The organism is Streptomyces sp. Y309, assembly GCF_056712025.1.
Genome location: NZ_CM160048.1, coordinates 6,888,650 through 6,904,193, shown reverse-complemented (window position 1 = coordinate 6,904,193; position 15,544 = coordinate 6,888,650). Strand labels below are relative to the sequence as shown.

The window sequence follows — 15,544 nt, the reverse complement described above, 5'->3', positions numbered from 1 at the left end:
GTGCCACAGGCCGCAGGCCAAATCTCCGCCGCAACGGCGAGCAACCCAGCCGAACGATCCCGGCGGTGCCGAGCCCTGCTCAGCCCTTCTCGGCAGCGGACTCAGCCGCACCCTTGGACTTGGCGTCGCCGGACCCGGAGTCGACGTCGGCGTCACCGTCAACGGAGTCCGAGGGCTCTCCCTTGTCCAAGGCGACCCCGCCAGCACCCGCGCCCCCGCCAGAACCCGCCCCGGGTTCAACAATCTCCTCGCGCCCCGGCCGCGTCCTGGCGGAAATGACCAGATAGACCACCGCGAGGACGAAGACAAGCAGCGCCGTCCAGTTGTTCAGCCGCAGGCCCAGGAACTCGTGCGCGTCGTCGACACGCATGTACTCGATCCAGAAGCGGCCCACACAGTACGAGGCCACATAGAGGGCGAACGCGCGGCCATGGCCGAGCTTGAAGCGGCGGTCGGCCCAGATGACCAGGACGGCGACGCCGATGCACCACAGGGACTCGTACAGGAAGGTCGGGTGGTAGGTGCCGGGCACCCGCCCGTCCTCCGCGGACGTGATCTCCAGGGCCCACGGCACATCGGTCTTCTTGCCGTACAGCTCCTGGTTGAACCAGTTCCCCCAGCGGCCGATGGCCTGGGCGATGGCGATGCCGGGGGCCAGCGCGTCGGCCCACGCGGGCAGCGGGATCCCGCGCCGGCGGCAGCCGATCCACGCGCCGACCGCGCCGAAGGCGATCGCGCCCCAGATGCCGAGCCCGCCCTCCCAGATCTTGAAGGCGTCCACCCAGTCACGGCCGTCGCTGAAGTACAGCTGGTAGTCCGTGATCACGTGGTAGAGGCGGCCGCCGACGAGGCCGAAGGGCACGGCCCAGACGGAGATGTCGGCCACGGTGCCGGGCCGGCCGCCGCGGGCGATCCACCGCTTGTTGCCGAGCCACACGGCAACGAAGACGCCGATGATGATGCAGAACGCGTAGCCGCGCAGCGGAATGGGGCCGAGGTCGACCACTCCGCGCGACGGGCTGGGGATGTAGGCAAATTCCATGGCAGGGTCGACGCTACCGTGCCGGGCGGCGGCGACGGCAGCCAGCCCGGCAACGGGTCAATAACGGGGCCCGGCGGGCGCTGCCGGGCCGGGCCTACTGGTTGGCCTTCTCCACCAGGGCCTTCAGCTTCGGTGGGGTCACCGGATTCTGCTGGTCGGCGAAGATGTCCTTGCCGTCGAGCAGGACCGTGGGCGTGCCGCGGAGCTTGGCCTTGCCGAAGGCCTCCTGGGACTTGGCGACCCAGCTGTCGTGCATGCCGTCGTTGACGCACTTCTTGAACGTGTCCGTCACCAGGCCGTCGACCTTGCCTGCGAGGTCGATCAGCTTGCCGTTGTCGGCGAAGGCGTCGTCGGGCTCCGGGGGCTGGTTCTTGAACAGCTCGTCGTGGTACGGAGCGAACTTTCCGGCGTCCTGGGCGCAGGCCGCGGCGTTGGCGGCGTGCAGGGAGCCGCTGCCGCCCATGTTCCCGTCGATGAGGGTCGCGAGGTGATACTCGACCTTCAGCTGACCCTTGTCCGCCAGCTCGTTGATCGTCGAGCGATAGCCGTCCTCGAACTGCTTGCAGGCCGGGCAGCGGAAGTCCTCCCAGATGGTGAGCCTGGACTTCGCGCTGTCCTTGCCCAGAGGGATGGCCAGCTTGTCGTCGCCGCTCGCCCCCTTGGGCGCGACGACCGGGCCCGAGGTGTCCTTCTTCTCGTCGTCGCCCGCGTTGGCCGCGAGGATGCCGCCGACGGCGGCCAGGGCGAGCACGCCGACGACGGCCGCGCTCACCAGGATCACGCGGCGCTGCTTGTCGCGCGCCTTCTGCCGCTCTCGCTCTTCCGCAAGCCGCTCGCGGGCCGTTCGCTTACCTTCTCGGTTCTTCTCGCTCACATCGGGGCAAACGAACCGGGGAGGCAGCAGCGTGCCTCCCCGGTCCCAGGTCCACCCTTAAGGATTACGCGGATCCACGTACGCCGTGGGCGAGTTCACTCGCAAGCGCCCGGACCGCGGCGAGACCGGCCGCCTCGTCGTCGGCGTCCAGCATCCGCTGGACGAACGCGGAGCCGACGATGACGCCGTCGGCGAAGCCCGCGACCTCCGCCGCCTGGGTCGCGTTCGAGACCCCGAGGCCCACGCAGACCGGCAGGTCGGTGGTGGCGCGGGTGCGCTCCACCAGCGCCTGGGCCTGGGCGCCCACGGACGCTCGGGTGCCGGTGACGCCCATCAGCGAGGCCGCGTACACGAAGCCCGAACCGGCCGCCGTGATCGTCGCGAGCCGGGCGTCCTTGCTGCTCGGCGCGACGACGAAGACCGTCGCCAGGTCGTGCTTGGCGGCGTGCTCGCGCCACAGCGCGGACTCCTGGACCGGCAGGTCGGGCAGGATGCAGCCCGCGCCGCCGGCCTCGGCGAGCTCGGCGGTGAACCGCTCGACGCCGTAGCGGTCGATGGGGTTCCAGTACGTCATGACGAGCACCGGCTTGCCCGTGGCCGCGTGGGCCTCGCGCACCGTGCGGAACACGTCGGCGATCTTCACGCCGCCGCGCAGGGCGATGTCGTCGGCGGTCTGGATGACGGGCCCGTCCAGGACGGGGTCGCTGTGCGGGAGGCCGACCTCGACGACGTCCGCGCCGCCGTCGAACGCCGCCTTCACGGCCGCGATGCCGCCGTCCACGGTGGGGAAGCCCGCCGGGAGATAGGCGATGAGGGCGGAGCGCCCCTCGGCCTTCGCAGCCGCGAGGGTGTCGCCCAACAGCTTGATGTTCCCGCTCACTTGGCGTCCCCCTCGATCTCGGCGTTCTCACCGGCGGCGTCCGCCGCGACGGTGGCGTCGGCGCCGGTGTCGTACAGATTGAAGTAGCGGGCGGCGGTGTCCATGTCCTTGTCGCCGCGCCCCGACAGGTTGACGATGATCAGCCCGTCCTTGCCCAGCTCCTTGCCGACCTCCAGGGCGCCCGCGAGGGCGTGCGCGCTCTCGATCGCCGGGATGATGCCCTCGGTGCGCGAGAGCAGCCGCAGGGCCTGCATCGCGGCGTCGTCGGTGACCGCGCGGTACTCGCCGCGGCCGCTGTCCTTGAGGTGGGCGTGCTCGGGGCCGATGCCCGGGTAGTCGAGCCCCGCGGAGATCGAGTACGGCTCGGTGATCTGGCCTTCCTCGTCCTGGAGTACGTAGCTCCGCGAGCCGTGCAGGATGCCGGGCTCGCCCGCGGTGAGGGTGGCCGCGTGCTCGCCGGTCTCGACGCCGTGCCCGGCGGGCTCGCAGCCGACGAGGCGTACGTCCGCGTCCGGGATGAACGCGTGGAACAGGCCGATGGCGTTGGAACCGCCGCCGACGCAGGCGATCGCCGCGTCCGGCAGGCGGCCAGCGCGCTCCAGGATCTGGCGGCGGGCCTCGACGCCGATGACGCGGTGGAAGTCGCGGACCATGGCGGGGAAGGGGTGCGGGCCCGCCACCGTGCCGAAGAGGTAGTGCGTGTGGTCCACGTTGGCGACCCAGTCGCGGAACGCCTCGTTGATGGCGTCCTTGAGCGTGCGGCTGCCGGACTTCACCGCGATGACCTCGGCGCCCAGCATGCGCATACGGGCCACATTCAGGGCCTGCCGCTGGGTGTCGATCTCGCCCATGTAGATGGTGCAGTCGAGGCCGAAGAGCGCGCAGGCGGTGGCGGTGGCCACGCCGTGCTGGCCCGCTCCGGTCTCGGCGATGACCCTCGTCTTGCCCATCCGCTTCGTGAGCAGCGCCTGGCCGAGGACGTTGTTGATCTTGTGGGACCCGGTGTGGTTCAGGTCCTCGCGCTTGAGGAACACCCGGGCGCCGCCGGCGTGTTCGGCGAACCTCGGCACCTCCGTGAGGGCGCTCGGGCGGCCCGTGTAGTTCACGAGCAGGTCGTCCAACTCGCGGGCGAATTCCGGGTCGGTCTTCGCCTTGTCGAACTCGACGGCGACCTCGTCCACGGCGGCGACCAGCGCCTCCGGGATGAACTTGCCGCCGAACGCGCCGAAGTAGCCCTCGGCGCTCGGGGTCCGACCCTCCGGGTCGGGAATGAAGTACTCGCTGGGCATGTGGATACCTCGCGTGGCTCAGGGTGGTCTATCGGTCACCGTATGCGCGATCGCCTCTGGCCGGCCGGGGGTGCGGGTGCGGCAGCTGTTCCCGCCGCTCCGCGGCGGGGTCTCCCACGTCGCCCCCGGGGTACGGGAGGGCCGTAGCCCTCGGCCGCGGGTGCGGGTGCGGGTGCGGGTGCGGGTGCGGAAACCGTCCCGCCGCTGCGCGGCGGATTGCTCCCACCCGCCCGCCCGTGACTGTGGGCCCCGAGGTGCGGGAACAAGCCCGCCGTGCGGCGGGTGCCCCTCCCGTGAACCTCGTCCCCAGCCGCCCCGCCGCTTCGCGGCGGATTGCCCCACCCGCCCACCCGTTGCTCCGTGACTCGGAGTACGGGTCCGGGGCTCGGCCCCGTCTTCGGGTGCGGGCCCGCCCAGGGTCCGGAGCACAGCTCCGGGCTCCGTGTACGGTGCCCCATCCACCCGGAGGTCCAGGGGGCAGAACCCACCCGGGGGTCCGGGGGCGAAGCCCCCGGTCTCGGGAAGGGGCGGGCTTGGGGAAGACAAAGATCCGCCGCGACGGCGAGCAACCCCCGCGGCGCGGCCCGGCGGTGCCGGACCAGCCGCAGGCGGGCCGCAGGCAGAGCTAGGCGTGCCGCAGGCAAAGGCGATGGCGCGCGTTGCGCCGGCGCCATCGCATGCCGTTCACCTGGCCGGGCTCGTCCCCGATGACGTACCGCACCCGCCGCCCATGCACGCGCCGCGCAGGCGCCCTGCACCCGCGCGGCCGGCACCCCCGCGCCAGCCGGGCATAGGGATCCCGGGCGGCCGAGGACTCCAGGACCGGCGCGGCCGACCGCACGCACACCCGACCGCCGTCCGGGCGCGAACCCGGGCGGTCGGTGCGGAAGGCGGCGAGGTCGGTACGCATCGGGACGGGATCAGCTCCTGCCGTGCCGCAGCGCGGGGTGCGCCCCCGCGGCGACGAGGTCGGAGACGGCCGCCTTCGGGTCGCGGCCGGTGACGAGGGACTCGCCCACGAGGACGGCGTCGGCGCCCGCGTTGGCGTAGGCGATGAGGTCGTGCGGCCCGCGCACCCCGGACTCGGCGATCTTGACGACGGAGTCGGGCAGCTCGGGCGCGACGCGCTCGAAGGTGGCGCGGTCGACCTTGAGGGTCTTCAGGTCGCGCGCGTTGACGCCGACGACCTTCGCCCCGGCGTCGACGGCCCGCTCGGCCTCGTCCTCGTCGTGGACCTCCACGATCGGGGTCAGGCCGATGGACTCGGCGCGCTCGATCAGCGACTCCAGGGCGGGCTGGTCGAGGGCGGCGACGATCAGCAGGGCGAGGTCGGCGCCGTACGCACGGGCCTCCCACAGCTGGTACGAGGTGACGATGAAGTCCTTGCGGAGCACCGGGACGTCGACCTTGGCGCGCACGGCCTCCAGGTCGGCGAGCGAGCCGCCGAAGCGGCGCTCCTCGGTGAGCACGGAGATGGCGGCGGCGCCGCCCGCCTCGTAGTCGGCGGCGAGCGCGGCGGGGTCGGCGATCGCGGCGAGCGCGCCCTTGGACGGGCTGGAGCGCTTGACCTCGCAGATGACCTTGACGCCGTCACCGCGCAGCGCGGCCACCCCGTCCTTGGCCGCGGGGGCCTTCGCCACGCGCTCCTTGAGCTCGTCGAGGCTGACGCGCGCCTGCCGCTCTGCGAGGTCGGCACGGACTCCGTCGATGATCTCGTCGAGCACACTCACGCGAGCGGCCCCCTTCCAGGACGGTTGAATCTACGTTCAAGCGGTGTTCAGAGCGGTGTTCAAGCAGTACAGCGGGGTCCGGTCCGCCCTCGGCGGCCTTTCCCATGGTCACTGCGATGGTATCCGCAGGAGGGCGTAGGACCCGCATCCGGTTGACGCGGGTCCCACCACCTGGACATTTGTCAGGCGCCCGGCGCAGTGGTGGCGGGTGCTAGGGGGTCAGCCAGGCACCGAACGGCAGGTTTCGTACGAGGGTGAAGAGCGCGACGACCGCGCCCACCGCCCAGAGCTGTGCCCGGCCCAGTTCGAGCCGCACCGGCCTGCCGCGCGCGGCCCGCACGGCCCACAGCGTCCACCCCACCGCGAAGAGGCCGAAGCCGACGACGGCCAGCGCGTTGGCGCCGAGCGCCGCCGGCAGGTCGCCGTGGGCGACGGCGTGGGCGCTGCGCAGCCCGCCGCAGCCGGGGCAGTACACGCCCGTGTAGTACAGCAGCGGGCAGGCCGGGTAGTGCCCCGGTTCGTTCGGGTCGACCGTGGCGACGTACGCAAAGGCCGCGGCGACCGAACCGAGCACACCGAGCGGCACGGCGAGGCCGCGAAGCCCGCTGTCCGGGCCCGGCGGCGCGATGGTCTCCGGTTCTGGATTCACACGGCCATTCTCCCCCGGCCGGGGCCCGGGCGCCCGGGTGGTACGCCGATGGAGGGCCCAAGTGGTATGCCCCGGGCGCGGGAGTGGTCGTGGGGCGGGGGTATGCGGACGGGGCGGCCGGAAAGGTTCCCGGCCGCCCCGTCGGCGTACGTGTCCGCCTCGCGGCGCGCGTGTCCGTGTCCGCGTTTTCGTGTCGCGGTCAGCTCTCGGAGCCCGCCACCTGGGTCCGGTGCGGCTTCTGGCCGAGGCCCGCGAGGCGCATGGCGCCGCCCACGACGCCGCCGGCGAGCGTGAGGGCCATGCCGGCCCAGAAGCCGATCGGGTTGTCCATCACCATGAAGGCGCCCGCGACACAGAAACCGATGAAGGCGATGATGACGCCGGTCCAGGCGGCCGGGGTGTGACCGTGTCCGTGGCTGCTGCCCGCCATGACTTGCTCCTCGTAGCTATGCGTGTGGGGTGGTGACCCGGTCCGGGCGCATCGCCGGTCCCGTGCCACCGTGAGTCGGACGCTCGGCACCATTGTCCCGTACCCGCGCGTATGCCGTGAGAGGGGGTCGCTGGTCCGTGCGGTGGTGTCAGGCCTCGCGGGTCGGGTCCTCGCCGCGGTCGATGGCCTTCCACAGGTCCTCGGGGCGGTCCGGGTCGGGGGCGCGGCGCGGAGCGCGCGGCCGGGGGGCGCCGTCGCGTTCGTAGCGCCCCGACATCGCGGGCCAGCCGCGGCCGCAGATGAGGGCGAGCAGCCCGGCGGCGAGGATCAGGGCGCCCGCGGCCGCGGCGGCGTAGGGCCAGCCGGTGTGGCTGAGGTCGGCGATGCGGGACGCGGCGTCGCCGGAGGTGTCGGCGGCCTTCTCGTCGAGGGCGCCGCTGTCGTTCGCGCCGAGCAGCGCGGCCACGATGATGCCCACGCCGCTGAGCGCGAGCAGCAGTGACACGAGCAGGCGGCCGGTGCGGCGCACCGCGAAGACCGCGACGAGCGCGGCCAGGCCCACTATCGCGAGGGCCGCGGGCACGCCCGTGACGTCGCTGCCCTTGGCGGTCAGCGGGAAGTCGCCGCCCGCCACGGCCGCGGTGCCGTGCGCCCAGGACTGCCGGGACGCGAGCAGCGCGAGGGCCGCGCCGGCGGCGCCGAGCAGCAGGGCGGCGGCGAGGCTGCGCCGGCCGCCGCGCGGGGCGGGGTCGGCGGCCACCTGCGGCGCCCCGTCGGAACGGGGCGACGCGCCGTCGGTACGGGGTGTCGGCACTGCAGAAGTCACCCGTCCACTATCCCTCACGGCTCGCGGGGGCGTGCAGCCGGTTCGCGGTATGGATGGCGCGGAGCACGGCGGCGGCCTTGTTGCGGCACTCGGTGTCCTCGGCGACGGGGTCGGAGTCGGCGACGACCCCGGCTCCGGCCTGCACGTACGCCGTGCCGTCGCGCAGCAGCGCGGTGCGGATGGCGATGGCGGTGTCGGAGTCTCCGGCGAAGTCGAGGTAGCCGACGCAGCCGCCGTACAGACCGCGCCGGGACGGCTCCAGCTCGTCGATGATCTGCATGGCGCGGGGCTTGGGGGCGCCGGAGAGGGTGCCCGCGGGGAAGCAGGCGGTGAGCACGTCGAAGGCGGTGCGGCCGTCGGCGACGCGGCCGGTGACCGTGGAGACGATGTGCATGACGTGCGAGTACTTCTCGACGGACATGAAGTCCACGACCTCGACGGAGCCCGGCTCGCAGACCCGGCCCAGGTCGTTGCGGCCCAGGTCGACGAGCATCAGGTGCTCGGCGCGTTCCTTGGGGTCGGCGAGGAGTTCGTCGGCGAGTGCCTGGTCCTCCCGCGGGGTGGCGCCGCGCGGCCGGGTCCCGGCGATGGGGTGCACCATGGCCCGCCCGTCCTCGACCTTGACCAGCGCCTCCGGCGAGGACCCGACGACGTCGAAGGTCTCGCCGTCCTCGTGGGGGAACCTGAGCAGGTACATGTACGGCGAGGGGTTGGTGGCCCGCAGCACGCGGTAGACGTCCAACGCGCTTGCCCCGCACGGGGTTTCGAAGCGCTGCGACGGCACGACCTGGAAGGCCTCGCCCGCGCGGATGCGTTCCTTGATGTCCTCGACGGCGTCCTGGTACTGCTTGCCGCCCCACAGCGCGGTGTACTCGGGCAGTTCGGACGGCGGGAGCGCGGCCGGGGGCTGGGAGACGGGCCGGGAGAGGTCGGCCTGCATGGCGTCGAGGCGGGCGACGGCGTCCCGGTACGCCTCGTCGACGCCGGTGTCGAGGTCGTTGTGGTTGATCGCGTTGGCGATGAGCAGGACAGAGCCGTCCCAGTGGTCGAGGACGGCGAGGTCGCTGGTGAGCAGCATGGTCAGCTCGGGGAGCCGCAGGTCGTCCCGCTCCCCGGGGCCGATCTTCTCCAGGCGGCGCACGATGTCGTAGCCGAGGTAGCCGACCATGCCGCCGGTGAACGGGGGCAGGCCCTCGGCGCCGGCCAGATCGCGCGGGGTGTGCAGGGTGTCGATGGTGGCGCGCAGGGCGTACAGGGGGTCGCCGGTGGTGGGCACGCCGACGGGCGGGGTGCCGAGCCAGTGGGCCTCGCCGTCGCGGGTGGTGAGGGTGGCGGCGCTGCGGACGCCGACGAAGGAGTAGCGGGACCAGGACCGGCCGTTCTCCGCGGATTCCAGGAGGAACGTGCCGGGGCGCTCGGCGGCGAGCTTGCGGTAGAGCCCGACCGGAGTGTCGCCGTCCGCGAGGAGTCTGCGGCTGACGGGGATCACTCGGCGGTCGGTCGCGAGCTTGCGGAAGGTCTCGAGATCCATGGCAGCAGACCCTACTGACCCGGTGCCGGGGCGCCGGTCACCGGAAGCACGTCGGAGTCGAAGCAGGTGCGGGTGCCGGTGTGGCAGGCCGCGCCGACCTGGTCGACCTGGACGAGGACGGTGTCGGCGTCGCAGTCGAGGGCCACGGACTTCACGTACTGGAAGTGCCCCGACGTGTCGCCCTTGACCCAGTACTCCTGACGGCTGCGCGACCAGTAGGTGCAGCGGCCCGTCGTCAGGGTGCGGTGCAGCGCCTCGTCGTCCATCCAGCCGAGCATCAGCACCTCGCCGGTGTCGTACTGCTGGGCGATGGCGGGGACCAGGCCGTCGGCGCTGCGCCTGAGGCGCGCGGCGATCTTCGGGTCGAGGCTGCTGGGCTGGGGCGATGCGGTCATGGGGCCATTGTGCCGCCCGCGCGGCGCGCACCCGGCGGATGTCCACTGTCCGGACCGGGCACCCGGTCGTAGGCTGGCTTCATGTCGACCCATGCCAAGCGTGAACGGCTTCTCCTCGCCGATCTGTTGGAAGCCGCCGGTCCGGACGCGCCGACCCTCTGCGAAGGCTGGAACGCCCGCGACCTCGCGGCCCACGTGGTGGTGCGCGAGCGGCGCGCGGACGCCGCGGGCGGAATCCTGATCAAGCAGCTCGCCCCGCGTCTGGAGCGGGTGCAGGCCGAGTTCGCCGCGAAGCCGTACGAGGAGTTGATCCAGCTCATTCGTACGGGGCCGCCGCGGTTCTCGCCCTTCAGTCTGAAGCAGGTCGACGAGGCGTCGAACGCCGTGGAGTTCTATGTCCACGCCGAGGACGTGCGCCGGGCGCAGCCCGACTGGACGCCGCGCGAGATCGACCCGGTCTTCGCCGACGCCCTGTGGTCCCGCCTGGAGCGGATGGCGCGCGTCATCGGCCGCAAGGCGCCGGTCGGTCTTGTCCTGCGCCGCCCGGACGGGCAGACGGCGGTGGCGCACCGCGGCACCCCGGTCGTCACGGCGACGGGCGAGCCGGCCGAGCTCCTGATGTTCGTCTTCGGCCGCCAGGAGGCGGCGGACGTGGAGCTGGAGGGCGACAAGGACGCGGTGGCGCGGCTGCACGAGGCGAAGCAGCTCGGGCTCTGACGGTCGGTCCGGCCGGATCGGCCTCCGGGACCGTGAGCCCGGCCTCCAACAGCCCGGCCTCCAGCAAGGAACGCCGGACGGCCGCGGCAGGCGCGGTGAGCGTCTGCCGCGGCCGTCCCACGTATGCGGCACGGGGCCGCAGCGGGCGTCAGAGCCGCTGTTCAGCCGCGATGGGCGGGGGCAGCGTCACGGCTGGGGCGGGTTGTCCTGCCCGCGCTCCTGGTCACTGCCAAGCTGCTGCTTGAGCTTGTCCTGGGCCGTGTCGACCTGGCTGCTGTACTTGCCCTGAGTCTTGTCGTCGACAAAGTCACCGCCCTTGTCGATGCCCTTCCCCGCCTGGTCCTCGTGACCCTTGAGCATCTGCTTCAGCTTGTCCATCACAGACATAGCCGGCCTCCTTGCTTTCGTCGGTCACTTCCAGCATGGGCGCCGAACACGCAGCTCGCATCCGCAGAAACCCGCCGTCACCGTCACGGCCCGGACAGCTCCGCGCCCCGCAGCCACCGCAGCCCCACCACCGCCCCCGCCCCGGTCACCACGGCCCCCGCCACGAACACGGGACCGACACCCCACGTACCGATGGCGGCGCCGGTGAGCGGGTAGCACAGCGGCGGCACCCCGAGCGTGAGCAGGCTCGCCACCGACATGACCCGCCCCATGTACGCGGCCTCGGTGACGGTCTGCACCAGCGCCCCGCCCAGTGCCCCGCCGAGCCCGAGCAGCAGCCCCACGAGCAGCGCCGCGAGTACCGCCCACGCGACCGTCGGCACGTACGCCACGGCCGCGAGCGCCGCCGCCCCCGGCAGCGCCGTCCACGACAGCACGGCCCCCGCCCGCCGCATCCGCCCCCGCACGGCCACGGCGAGCGCGGCAAGCGCCGCCCCCGCGCCGAACCCGGAGACGACCCAGCCCATCCCGGCCGCGCCCCAGCCCCGCTCGTCGGCGAGCAGCACGATCCCCACGTTGCCGGGCCCGGAGAAGCCCATCTCGGTCACCGCGATCACGACCATCAGGGGCGCAAGCACCTTGTGCCCGCGCACGTACCGCAGCCCGCTCAGCAACTGCCGCCGGGCGGATTCCGTGCCGTCGGTCCGGTCGTCGGCGGGCAGCTCCCGCACCTTCACGGCGAGCAGCAGCGGCAGCGAGACGGCGAACAGCACACCGGCGACGGCGAACCCGGCCGCGGGCCCGCCCACGGCGACCGCGGCCCCGCCGAGCGGCGCGGCGGTGATCGTGGCCGCGCGCTGGGCGAGGCTCCGCATGCCCTGCACCCGGGCGAGCTCCCCCGGCACGGTGATGCGCGGCGGCAGGGCACCGACGCTCGGCAGGAACAGGGCATCCACCACGCCGAAGACGAGGGCGCCGGCCGTGAGGAGCCAGACGCCCGGCGCCGACACCGCGATGAGCCCGGCGACCGCGAGGATCACCACGCAGCGGGCGGCATCGCTGCCGATCACCACCCGGCGCGGGCCGAACCGGTCGGCGACGACTCCTCCGCCCAGCATCAGGAGGGCGCGCGGCACGGCACCGACGGCGAGCACGAGGCCGGTCTGCGCGGCGCTGCCGCCGCGCGCGGCGGCCCAGGACAGAGCGACGAAGTAGACGCTGTCGCCGATCATCGACGCGGTGTACGCGGCGAGCCAGCGCAGGACGTTCCCGTCCCGGTGAGCGGGCTTCCCGGCGGTCCGGGCGGTGGCGGTGCGCGGCTCGGTGGCGGTCACGCCCGTCAGTCCTTCAGGTCCGGAACGGGAAGCTGTAGAGGTGCAGCGCGACGTTCTCGCGCCCTTCGTCGTCGTCCGCCTCGTGCGCGGCGTTGCCGGAGTCGACGTACTTCTTGATGACGGCGCGCAACTCGCCGGAGAGCTCGGCGAGTTCGGCGGCGGTGAGCCGGAGCAGATAGTCGGAGCAGGCCACCGCGGCCTGCCACTCGGGGCTCCAGGCGGCCTGCTCGTCGAGATAGCGCCGGTAGGCGTCGGTGCGCTGGTCGACGATCGTGCGGGACACGGCGGCGTGCGCGGCGAGCTTCTCGGGGGCGTCCTCGAAGTCCCGCCGGTGCAGGCTCAGGCCCTGCTGCGCGGGCTGCCACCAGCGCTCGCGGCCGTCGCCGCGGTGGGCGCCGGGGGCCTCCTCGATGAGGCCGTGCTCGGCGAGTTTGCGCAGGTGGTAGCTGACCAGCGAGACGGCGCCGTCGACCTCCTCGGCGAGCTGCGAGGCCGTGGCCCTGCGGCGCACGTACAGCGCGCGGTACAGCTTCAGGCGCAGCGGGTGGCCGAAGGCCTTCAGGGTGCCCAGGTCGGTGATGCGGCGGTCTTCGGGCATGGCCCCCGTGCCCTGCTCGGGCTTGTCGCTCAGGCCGTTCTCCGGCTTGTCGTTCATGCCCTCACGCTAGATAGGAAGGAAAAGTTGCGCAACCAATATTGCGCAACTTTTCTTTCTCATCGGTGCGCAACAAGGCCCCGGCCACCCTGAGGTGAACCGGGGCCAAGCTGCCAAGCCCTACCGGACGGGGTGCCCCGCCACCCGCAGCGTCTCCTTCACCTCGCCGATCCGCAGGTCGCCGAAGTGGAAGACGGACGCGGCGAGGACGGCGTCCGCACCCGCCGCGACGGCGGGCGGGAAGTGGTCCAGGCGGCCCGCGCCGCCCGACGCGATGACGGGGACGGTGACGTGCTTGCGGACGGCTTCGATCAGCTCGATGTCGTAGCCGTCCTTCGTGCCGTCCGCGTCCATCGAGTTCAACAGGATCTCGCCCGCGCCCAGCTCGGCGGCGCGGTGCGCCCACTCGACGGCGTCGATCCCGGCGGACTTCCGGCCGCCGTGGGTGGTGACCTCGAAGGAGCCAGGAGAGCCATTGCGGGAAGGGGCCCGGCGGGCGTCGACCGAGAGGACCAGGACCTGCCGCCCGAAGCGTTCGGCGATCTCGCGGATCAGGTCGGGGCGGGCGATCGCGGCCGTGTTCACGCCGACCTTGTCCGCGCCGGCCCGCAGCAGCTTGTCGACGTCCTCGGCGGTGCGGACGCCGCCGCCGACCGTGAGCGGGATGAAGACCTGCTCGGCGGTGCGGCGGACCACGTCGTACGTCGTCTCGCGGTCACCGGAGGACGCGGTGATGTCCAGGAACGTCAGCTCGTCGGCGCCCTCGGCGTCGTACACCTTGGCCATTTCGACGGGGTCGCCCGCGTCGCGCAGGTTCTGGAAGTTGACTCCCTTGACGACCCGGCCGTTGTCCACGTCCAGGCAGGGGATGACCCTTACGGCGAGCGTCATGCGGGGGCTCCTCGGAAAGCTTCCAGTTCCACTTCGACCAGGATGCGCGAGTCGACGAAGCCGGAGACGACCACCATGGTCATCACCGGGCGCACGGAGTCGAAGACCTCCTTGTGCGCGCGGCCCACCGCGTCGACGTCCCGCGCGTGGGTGATGAGGAGACGCACGGCGGTCACGGACTCGGGGCCGAGCCCGAACTCGGCGATCGCCGCGAGGGCGTTGGCGATGGCGACCCGCGTCTGCTCATAGGGGTCGCCCTCGCCGTGCAGGACCGGGCCCTTGAAGGAGGTGGTGCCACCGACCACGACCCGGTCGCCGGCCTCGACCGCGCGGGCGAAGCCGAAGGCCTCCTCCCAGGGACTGCCGCTCTGCACGCGTCGTACGCCGCTCATGAGCGCACGGCCTCGAGGGCCGCCTCCAGCGTGAACGCCTTCGCGTACAGCGCCTTTCCGACGATCGCGCCCTCCACGCCCTGCGGCACGAGCCCCGCGATGGCGCGCAGGTCGTCCAGGGACGAGACGCCGCCGGAGGCGACCACCGGGCGGTCCGTCGCCGCGCACACGTTGCGGAGCAGCTCCAGGTTCGGGCCCTGGAGGGTGCCGTCCTTGGCGATGTCGGTGACCACGTAGCGCGCGCAGCCCTCGGCGTTCAGGCGCTCCAGGGTTTCGTAGAGGTCGCCGCCGTCGCGGGTCCAGCCGCGGCCGCGCAGGGTGGTGCCGCGCACGTCGAGGCCCACCGCGATCTTGTCGCCGTGCTCGGCGATGACCTTGGCGACCCACTCGGGGGTCTCCAGGGCTGCCGTGCCGAGGTTGACGCGGGTGCAGCCGGTGGCGAGGGCGGCGGCGAGCGAGGCGTCGTCGCGGATGCCGCCGGACAGCTCGACCTTGATGTCCATGGCCCCGGCGACCTCGGCGATCAGCTCGCGGTTGTCGCCCGTGCCGAACGCCGCGTCCAGGTCGACCAGGTGCAGCCACTCGGCACCCGACCGCTGCCAGGCCAGGGCGGCCTCCAGCGGGGAGCCGTAGGACGTCTCCGAGCCGGACTCGCCGTGGACGAGGCGCACGGCCTGGCCGTCGCGGACGTCGACGGCGGGGAGGAGTTCGAGGGTGCTCACAGGGTTCCGATCCAGTTGGTGAGGAGCTGGGCGCCGGCGTCGCCGGACTTCTCGGGGTGGAACTGGGTGGCCCACAGGGCGCCGTTCTCCACGGCCGCGACGAACGGCTCGCCGTGCGTGGACCAGGTGACCTTGGGGGCACGCATCGCGGGGTTCGCGACTTCGAGGGACCAGTCGTGGACCGCGTACGAATGCACGAAGTAGTAGCGCTCGTCCGCGCCCAGGCCCTTGAAGAGCTCGGAGTCCGCCGGGGCGGCGACCGTGTTCCAGCCCATGTGGGGCACTATCTCGGCCTTCAGCGGCTCGACCGTGCCGGGCCACTCGTCCAGGCCCTCGGTCTCGACGCCGTGCTCGATGCCGCGCGCGAAGAGGATCTGCATGCCGACGCAGATGCCCATCACCGGGCGGCCGCCGGCAAGGCGGCGGCCGACGATCCAGTCGCCGCGCGCCTCGGTGAGGCCCTTCATGCAGGCGGCGAAGGCGCCGACGCCGGGCACCAGGAGGCCGTCGGCGTTCATGGCCTTGTCGTAGTCACGCGTGATCTCGACATCGGCGCCCGCGCGCGCGAGGGCACGCTCGGCGGAACGGACGTTCCCGAAGCCGTAGTCGAAGACCACTACGCGCTTGGCCGCGCTCAATTCCACACCTCCAGGCGGACGATGCCCGCGATCAGGCACATGGCGGCCCCGACGGACAGGAGCGTGATGAGGCTCTTGGACTGCTTCTGCTTGACGAAGGAGTAGACGCCGCCGAGCAGGAAGAGTCCGACGAAGAGCAGCAGGGTGGAGATGCCGTTCATG

Annotated in this window: 20 protein-coding genes; 1 reads left to right on the top strand and 19 read right to left on the bottom strand. The window is 72.7% G+C overall.

Going from position 1 to position 15,544, the window contains the following annotated elements; all coding sequences use genetic code 11:
- Positions 1 to 79: 79 nt before the first annotated feature.
- The 11 genes from lgt to hisI all read right to left on the bottom strand — a co-directional run bounded on the left by lgt (position 80) and on the right by hisI (position 9,646).
- Complete coding sequence (gene lgt, locus AC0KTA_RS28625) at positions 80 to 1,042, bottom strand: prolipoprotein diacylglyceryl transferase (protein ID WP_481051096.1); 963 nt, start codon at positions 1,040 to 1,042, stop codon at positions 80 to 82.
- Positions 1,043 to 1,136: 94 nt separating this feature from the next.
- Positions 1,137 to 1,916 carry a DsbA family protein gene (locus AC0KTA_RS28620; RefSeq protein WP_481051095.1) on the bottom strand — a complete coding sequence of 260 codons (780 nt, stop codon included), beginning with the start codon at positions 1,914 to 1,916 and terminating at the stop codon, positions 1,137 to 1,139.
- Between the two features lie 64 nt (positions 1,917 to 1,980).
- Positions 1,981 to 2,796: a tryptophan synthase subunit alpha gene (gene trpA / locus AC0KTA_RS28615; protein ID WP_481051094.1), complete on the bottom strand. Its 816-nt coding sequence runs from the start codon at positions 2,794 to 2,796 to the stop codon at positions 1,981 to 1,983.
- Entirely contained in the window at positions 2,793 to 4,085 is a 1,293-nt protein-coding gene (trpB, locus tag AC0KTA_RS28610; protein ID WP_481051093.1) for a tryptophan synthase subunit beta, read from the bottom strand. The genes trpA and trpB overlap by 4 nt, the downstream gene beginning before the upstream one ends.
- A gap of 625 nt (positions 4,086 to 4,710) precedes the next feature.
- Positions 4,711 to 4,995 (bottom strand): tryptophan biosynthesis modulator TrpM, encoded by a 285-nt coding sequence (gene trpM / locus AC0KTA_RS28605; RefSeq protein ID WP_481051092.1) that lies wholly within the window; start codon positions 4,993 to 4,995, stop codon positions 4,711 to 4,713.
- Positions 4,996 to 5,005: 10 nt separating this feature from the next.
- Positions 5,006 to 5,815, bottom strand: coding sequence for an indole-3-glycerol phosphate synthase TrpC (gene trpC, locus AC0KTA_RS28600; protein ID WP_481051091.1), 810 nt, complete (start codon positions 5,813 to 5,815; stop codon positions 5,006 to 5,008).
- A gap of 211 nt (positions 5,816 to 6,026) precedes the next feature.
- Positions 6,027 to 6,464 carry a DUF2752 domain-containing protein gene (locus tag AC0KTA_RS28595; protein ID WP_481051090.1) on the bottom strand — a complete coding sequence of 146 codons (438 nt, stop codon included), beginning with the start codon at positions 6,462 to 6,464 and terminating at the stop codon, positions 6,027 to 6,029.
- Between the two features lie 199 nt (positions 6,465 to 6,663).
- Positions 6,664 to 6,894 (bottom strand): HGxxPAAW family protein, encoded by a 231-nt coding sequence (locus AC0KTA_RS28590; protein ID WP_481051089.1) that lies wholly within the window; start codon positions 6,892 to 6,894, stop codon positions 6,664 to 6,666.
- Positions 6,895 to 7,042: 148 nt separating this feature from the next.
- Positions 7,043 to 7,720 carry a TIGR02234 family membrane protein gene (locus AC0KTA_RS28585; protein ID WP_481051088.1) on the bottom strand — a complete coding sequence of 226 codons (678 nt, stop codon included), beginning with the start codon at positions 7,718 to 7,720 and terminating at the stop codon, positions 7,043 to 7,045.
- Positions 7,721 to 7,727: 7 nt separating this feature from the next.
- Positions 7,728 to 9,251 carry an anthranilate synthase component I gene (locus AC0KTA_RS28580; protein WP_481051087.1) on the bottom strand — a complete coding sequence of 508 codons (1,524 nt, stop codon included), beginning with the start codon at positions 9,249 to 9,251 and terminating at the stop codon, positions 7,728 to 7,730.
- An 11-nt stretch (positions 9,252 to 9,262) separates the two neighbouring features.
- Positions 9,263 to 9,646, bottom strand: a complete 384-nt coding sequence (hisI, locus tag AC0KTA_RS28575; RefSeq protein ID WP_481051086.1) for a phosphoribosyl-AMP cyclohydrolase — start codon at positions 9,644 to 9,646, stop codon at positions 9,263 to 9,265.
- Positions 9,647 to 9,727: 81 nt separating this feature from the next.
- Between hisI and AC0KTA_RS28570 the strand changes: the two genes are divergently transcribed.
- Positions 9,728 to 10,363 (top strand): TIGR03085 family metal-binding protein, encoded by a 636-nt coding sequence (locus AC0KTA_RS28570; protein WP_481051085.1) that lies wholly within the window; start codon positions 9,728 to 9,730, stop codon positions 10,361 to 10,363.
- 186 nt (positions 10,364 to 10,549) lie between these two features.
- Here AC0KTA_RS28570 and AC0KTA_RS28565 read toward each other — a convergent pair whose 3' ends face one another.
- From AC0KTA_RS28565 to AC0KTA_RS28530, 8 genes are all read right to left on the bottom strand, one after another.
- The gene (locus tag AC0KTA_RS28565) at positions 10,550 to 10,750 is read right to left on the bottom strand and encodes an antitoxin (RefSeq protein WP_481051084.1); all 201 of its coding nucleotides are present in this window, start codon (positions 10,748 to 10,750) and stop codon (positions 10,550 to 10,552) included.
- Positions 10,751 to 10,833: 83 nt separating this feature from the next.
- The gene (locus AC0KTA_RS28560) at positions 10,834 to 12,084 is read right to left on the bottom strand and encodes an MFS transporter (RefSeq protein WP_481051083.1); all 1,251 of its coding nucleotides are present in this window, start codon (positions 12,082 to 12,084) and stop codon (positions 10,834 to 10,836) included.
- A gap of 13 nt (positions 12,085 to 12,097) precedes the next feature.
- On the bottom strand, positions 12,098 to 12,682 hold the full coding sequence (locus AC0KTA_RS28555) for an ArsR/SmtB family transcription factor (protein ID WP_481056593.1): 585 nt from the start codon (positions 12,680 to 12,682) through the stop codon (positions 12,098 to 12,100).
- A gap of 177 nt (positions 12,683 to 12,859) precedes the next feature.
- Complete coding sequence (hisF, locus tag AC0KTA_RS28550) at positions 12,860 to 13,630, bottom strand: imidazole glycerol phosphate synthase subunit HisF (RefSeq protein ID WP_481051082.1); 771 nt, start codon at positions 13,628 to 13,630, stop codon at positions 12,860 to 12,862.
- A complete protein-coding gene (locus AC0KTA_RS28545; protein ID WP_481051081.1) occupies positions 13,627 to 14,022 on the bottom strand; it encodes a Rid family hydrolase in 396 nt (131 codons plus the stop codon). The genes hisF and AC0KTA_RS28545 overlap by 4 nt, the downstream gene beginning before the upstream one ends.
- Entirely contained in the window at positions 14,019 to 14,744 is a 726-nt protein-coding gene (priA, locus tag AC0KTA_RS28540; RefSeq protein WP_016641797.1) for a bifunctional 1-(5-phosphoribosyl)-5-((5-phosphoribosylamino)methylideneamino)imidazole-4-carboxamide isomerase/phosphoribosylanthranilate isomerase PriA, read from the bottom strand. The genes AC0KTA_RS28545 and priA overlap by 4 nt, the downstream gene beginning before the upstream one ends.
- Positions 14,741 to 15,388: an imidazole glycerol phosphate synthase subunit HisH gene (gene hisH, locus AC0KTA_RS28535; protein ID WP_481051080.1), complete on the bottom strand. Its 648-nt coding sequence runs from the start codon at positions 15,386 to 15,388 to the stop codon at positions 14,741 to 14,743. Before hisH ends, priA begins: the two co-directional genes overlap by 4 nt.
- Positions 15,379 to 15,543 (bottom strand): hypothetical protein, encoded by a 165-nt coding sequence (locus tag AC0KTA_RS28530; RefSeq protein ID WP_481051079.1) that lies wholly within the window; start codon positions 15,541 to 15,543, stop codon positions 15,379 to 15,381. Before AC0KTA_RS28530 ends, hisH begins: the two co-directional genes overlap by 10 nt.
- Between the last annotated feature and the right edge of the window lies 1 nt (position 15,544).

Bases quoted from the DNA above. Each gene is read 5' to 3' on its own strand.
- trpB (WP_481051093.1), bottom strand. From the start codon at position 4,085: ATGCCCAGCGAGTACTTCATTCCCGACCCGGAGGGTCGGACCCCGAGC.
- AC0KTA_RS28530 (WP_481051079.1), bottom strand. From the start codon at position 15,543: ATGAACGGCATCTCCACCCTGCTGCTCTTCGTCGGACTCTTCCTGCTC.
- AC0KTA_RS28545 (WP_481051081.1), bottom strand. From the start codon at position 14,022: ATGAGCGGCGTACGACGCGTGCAGAGCGGCAGTCCCTGGGAGGAGGCC.
- AC0KTA_RS28565 (WP_481051084.1), bottom strand. From the start codon at position 10,750: ATGTCTGTGATGGACAAGCTGAAGCAGATGCTCAAGGGTCACGAGGAC.
- AC0KTA_RS28580 (WP_481051087.1), bottom strand. From the start codon at position 9,251: ATGGATCTCGAGACCTTCCGCAAGCTCGCGACCGACCGCCGAGTGATC.
- trpM (WP_481051092.1), bottom strand. From the start codon at position 4,995: ATGCGTACCGACCTCGCCGCCTTCCGCACCGACCGCCCGGGTTCGCGC.
- hisI (WP_481051086.1), bottom strand. From the start codon at position 9,646: ATGACCGCATCGCCCCAGCCCAGCAGCCTCGACCCGAAGATCGCCGCG.
- AC0KTA_RS28570 (WP_481051085.1), top strand. From the start codon at position 9,728: ATGTCGACCCATGCCAAGCGTGAACGGCTTCTCCTCGCCGATCTGTTG.
- hisF (WP_481051082.1), bottom strand. From the start codon at position 13,630: ATGACGCTCGCCGTAAGGGTCATCCCCTGCCTGGACGTGGACAACGGC.
- AC0KTA_RS28555 (WP_481056593.1), bottom strand. From the start codon at position 12,682: ATGCCCGAAGACCGCCGCATCACCGACCTGGGCACCCTGAAGGCCTTC.
- AC0KTA_RS28590 (WP_481051089.1), bottom strand. From the start codon at position 6,894: ATGGCGGGCAGCAGCCACGGACACGGTCACACCCCGGCCGCCTGGACC.
- lgt (WP_481051096.1), bottom strand. From the start codon at position 1,042: ATGGAATTTGCCTACATCCCCAGCCCGTCGCGCGGAGTGGTCGACCTC.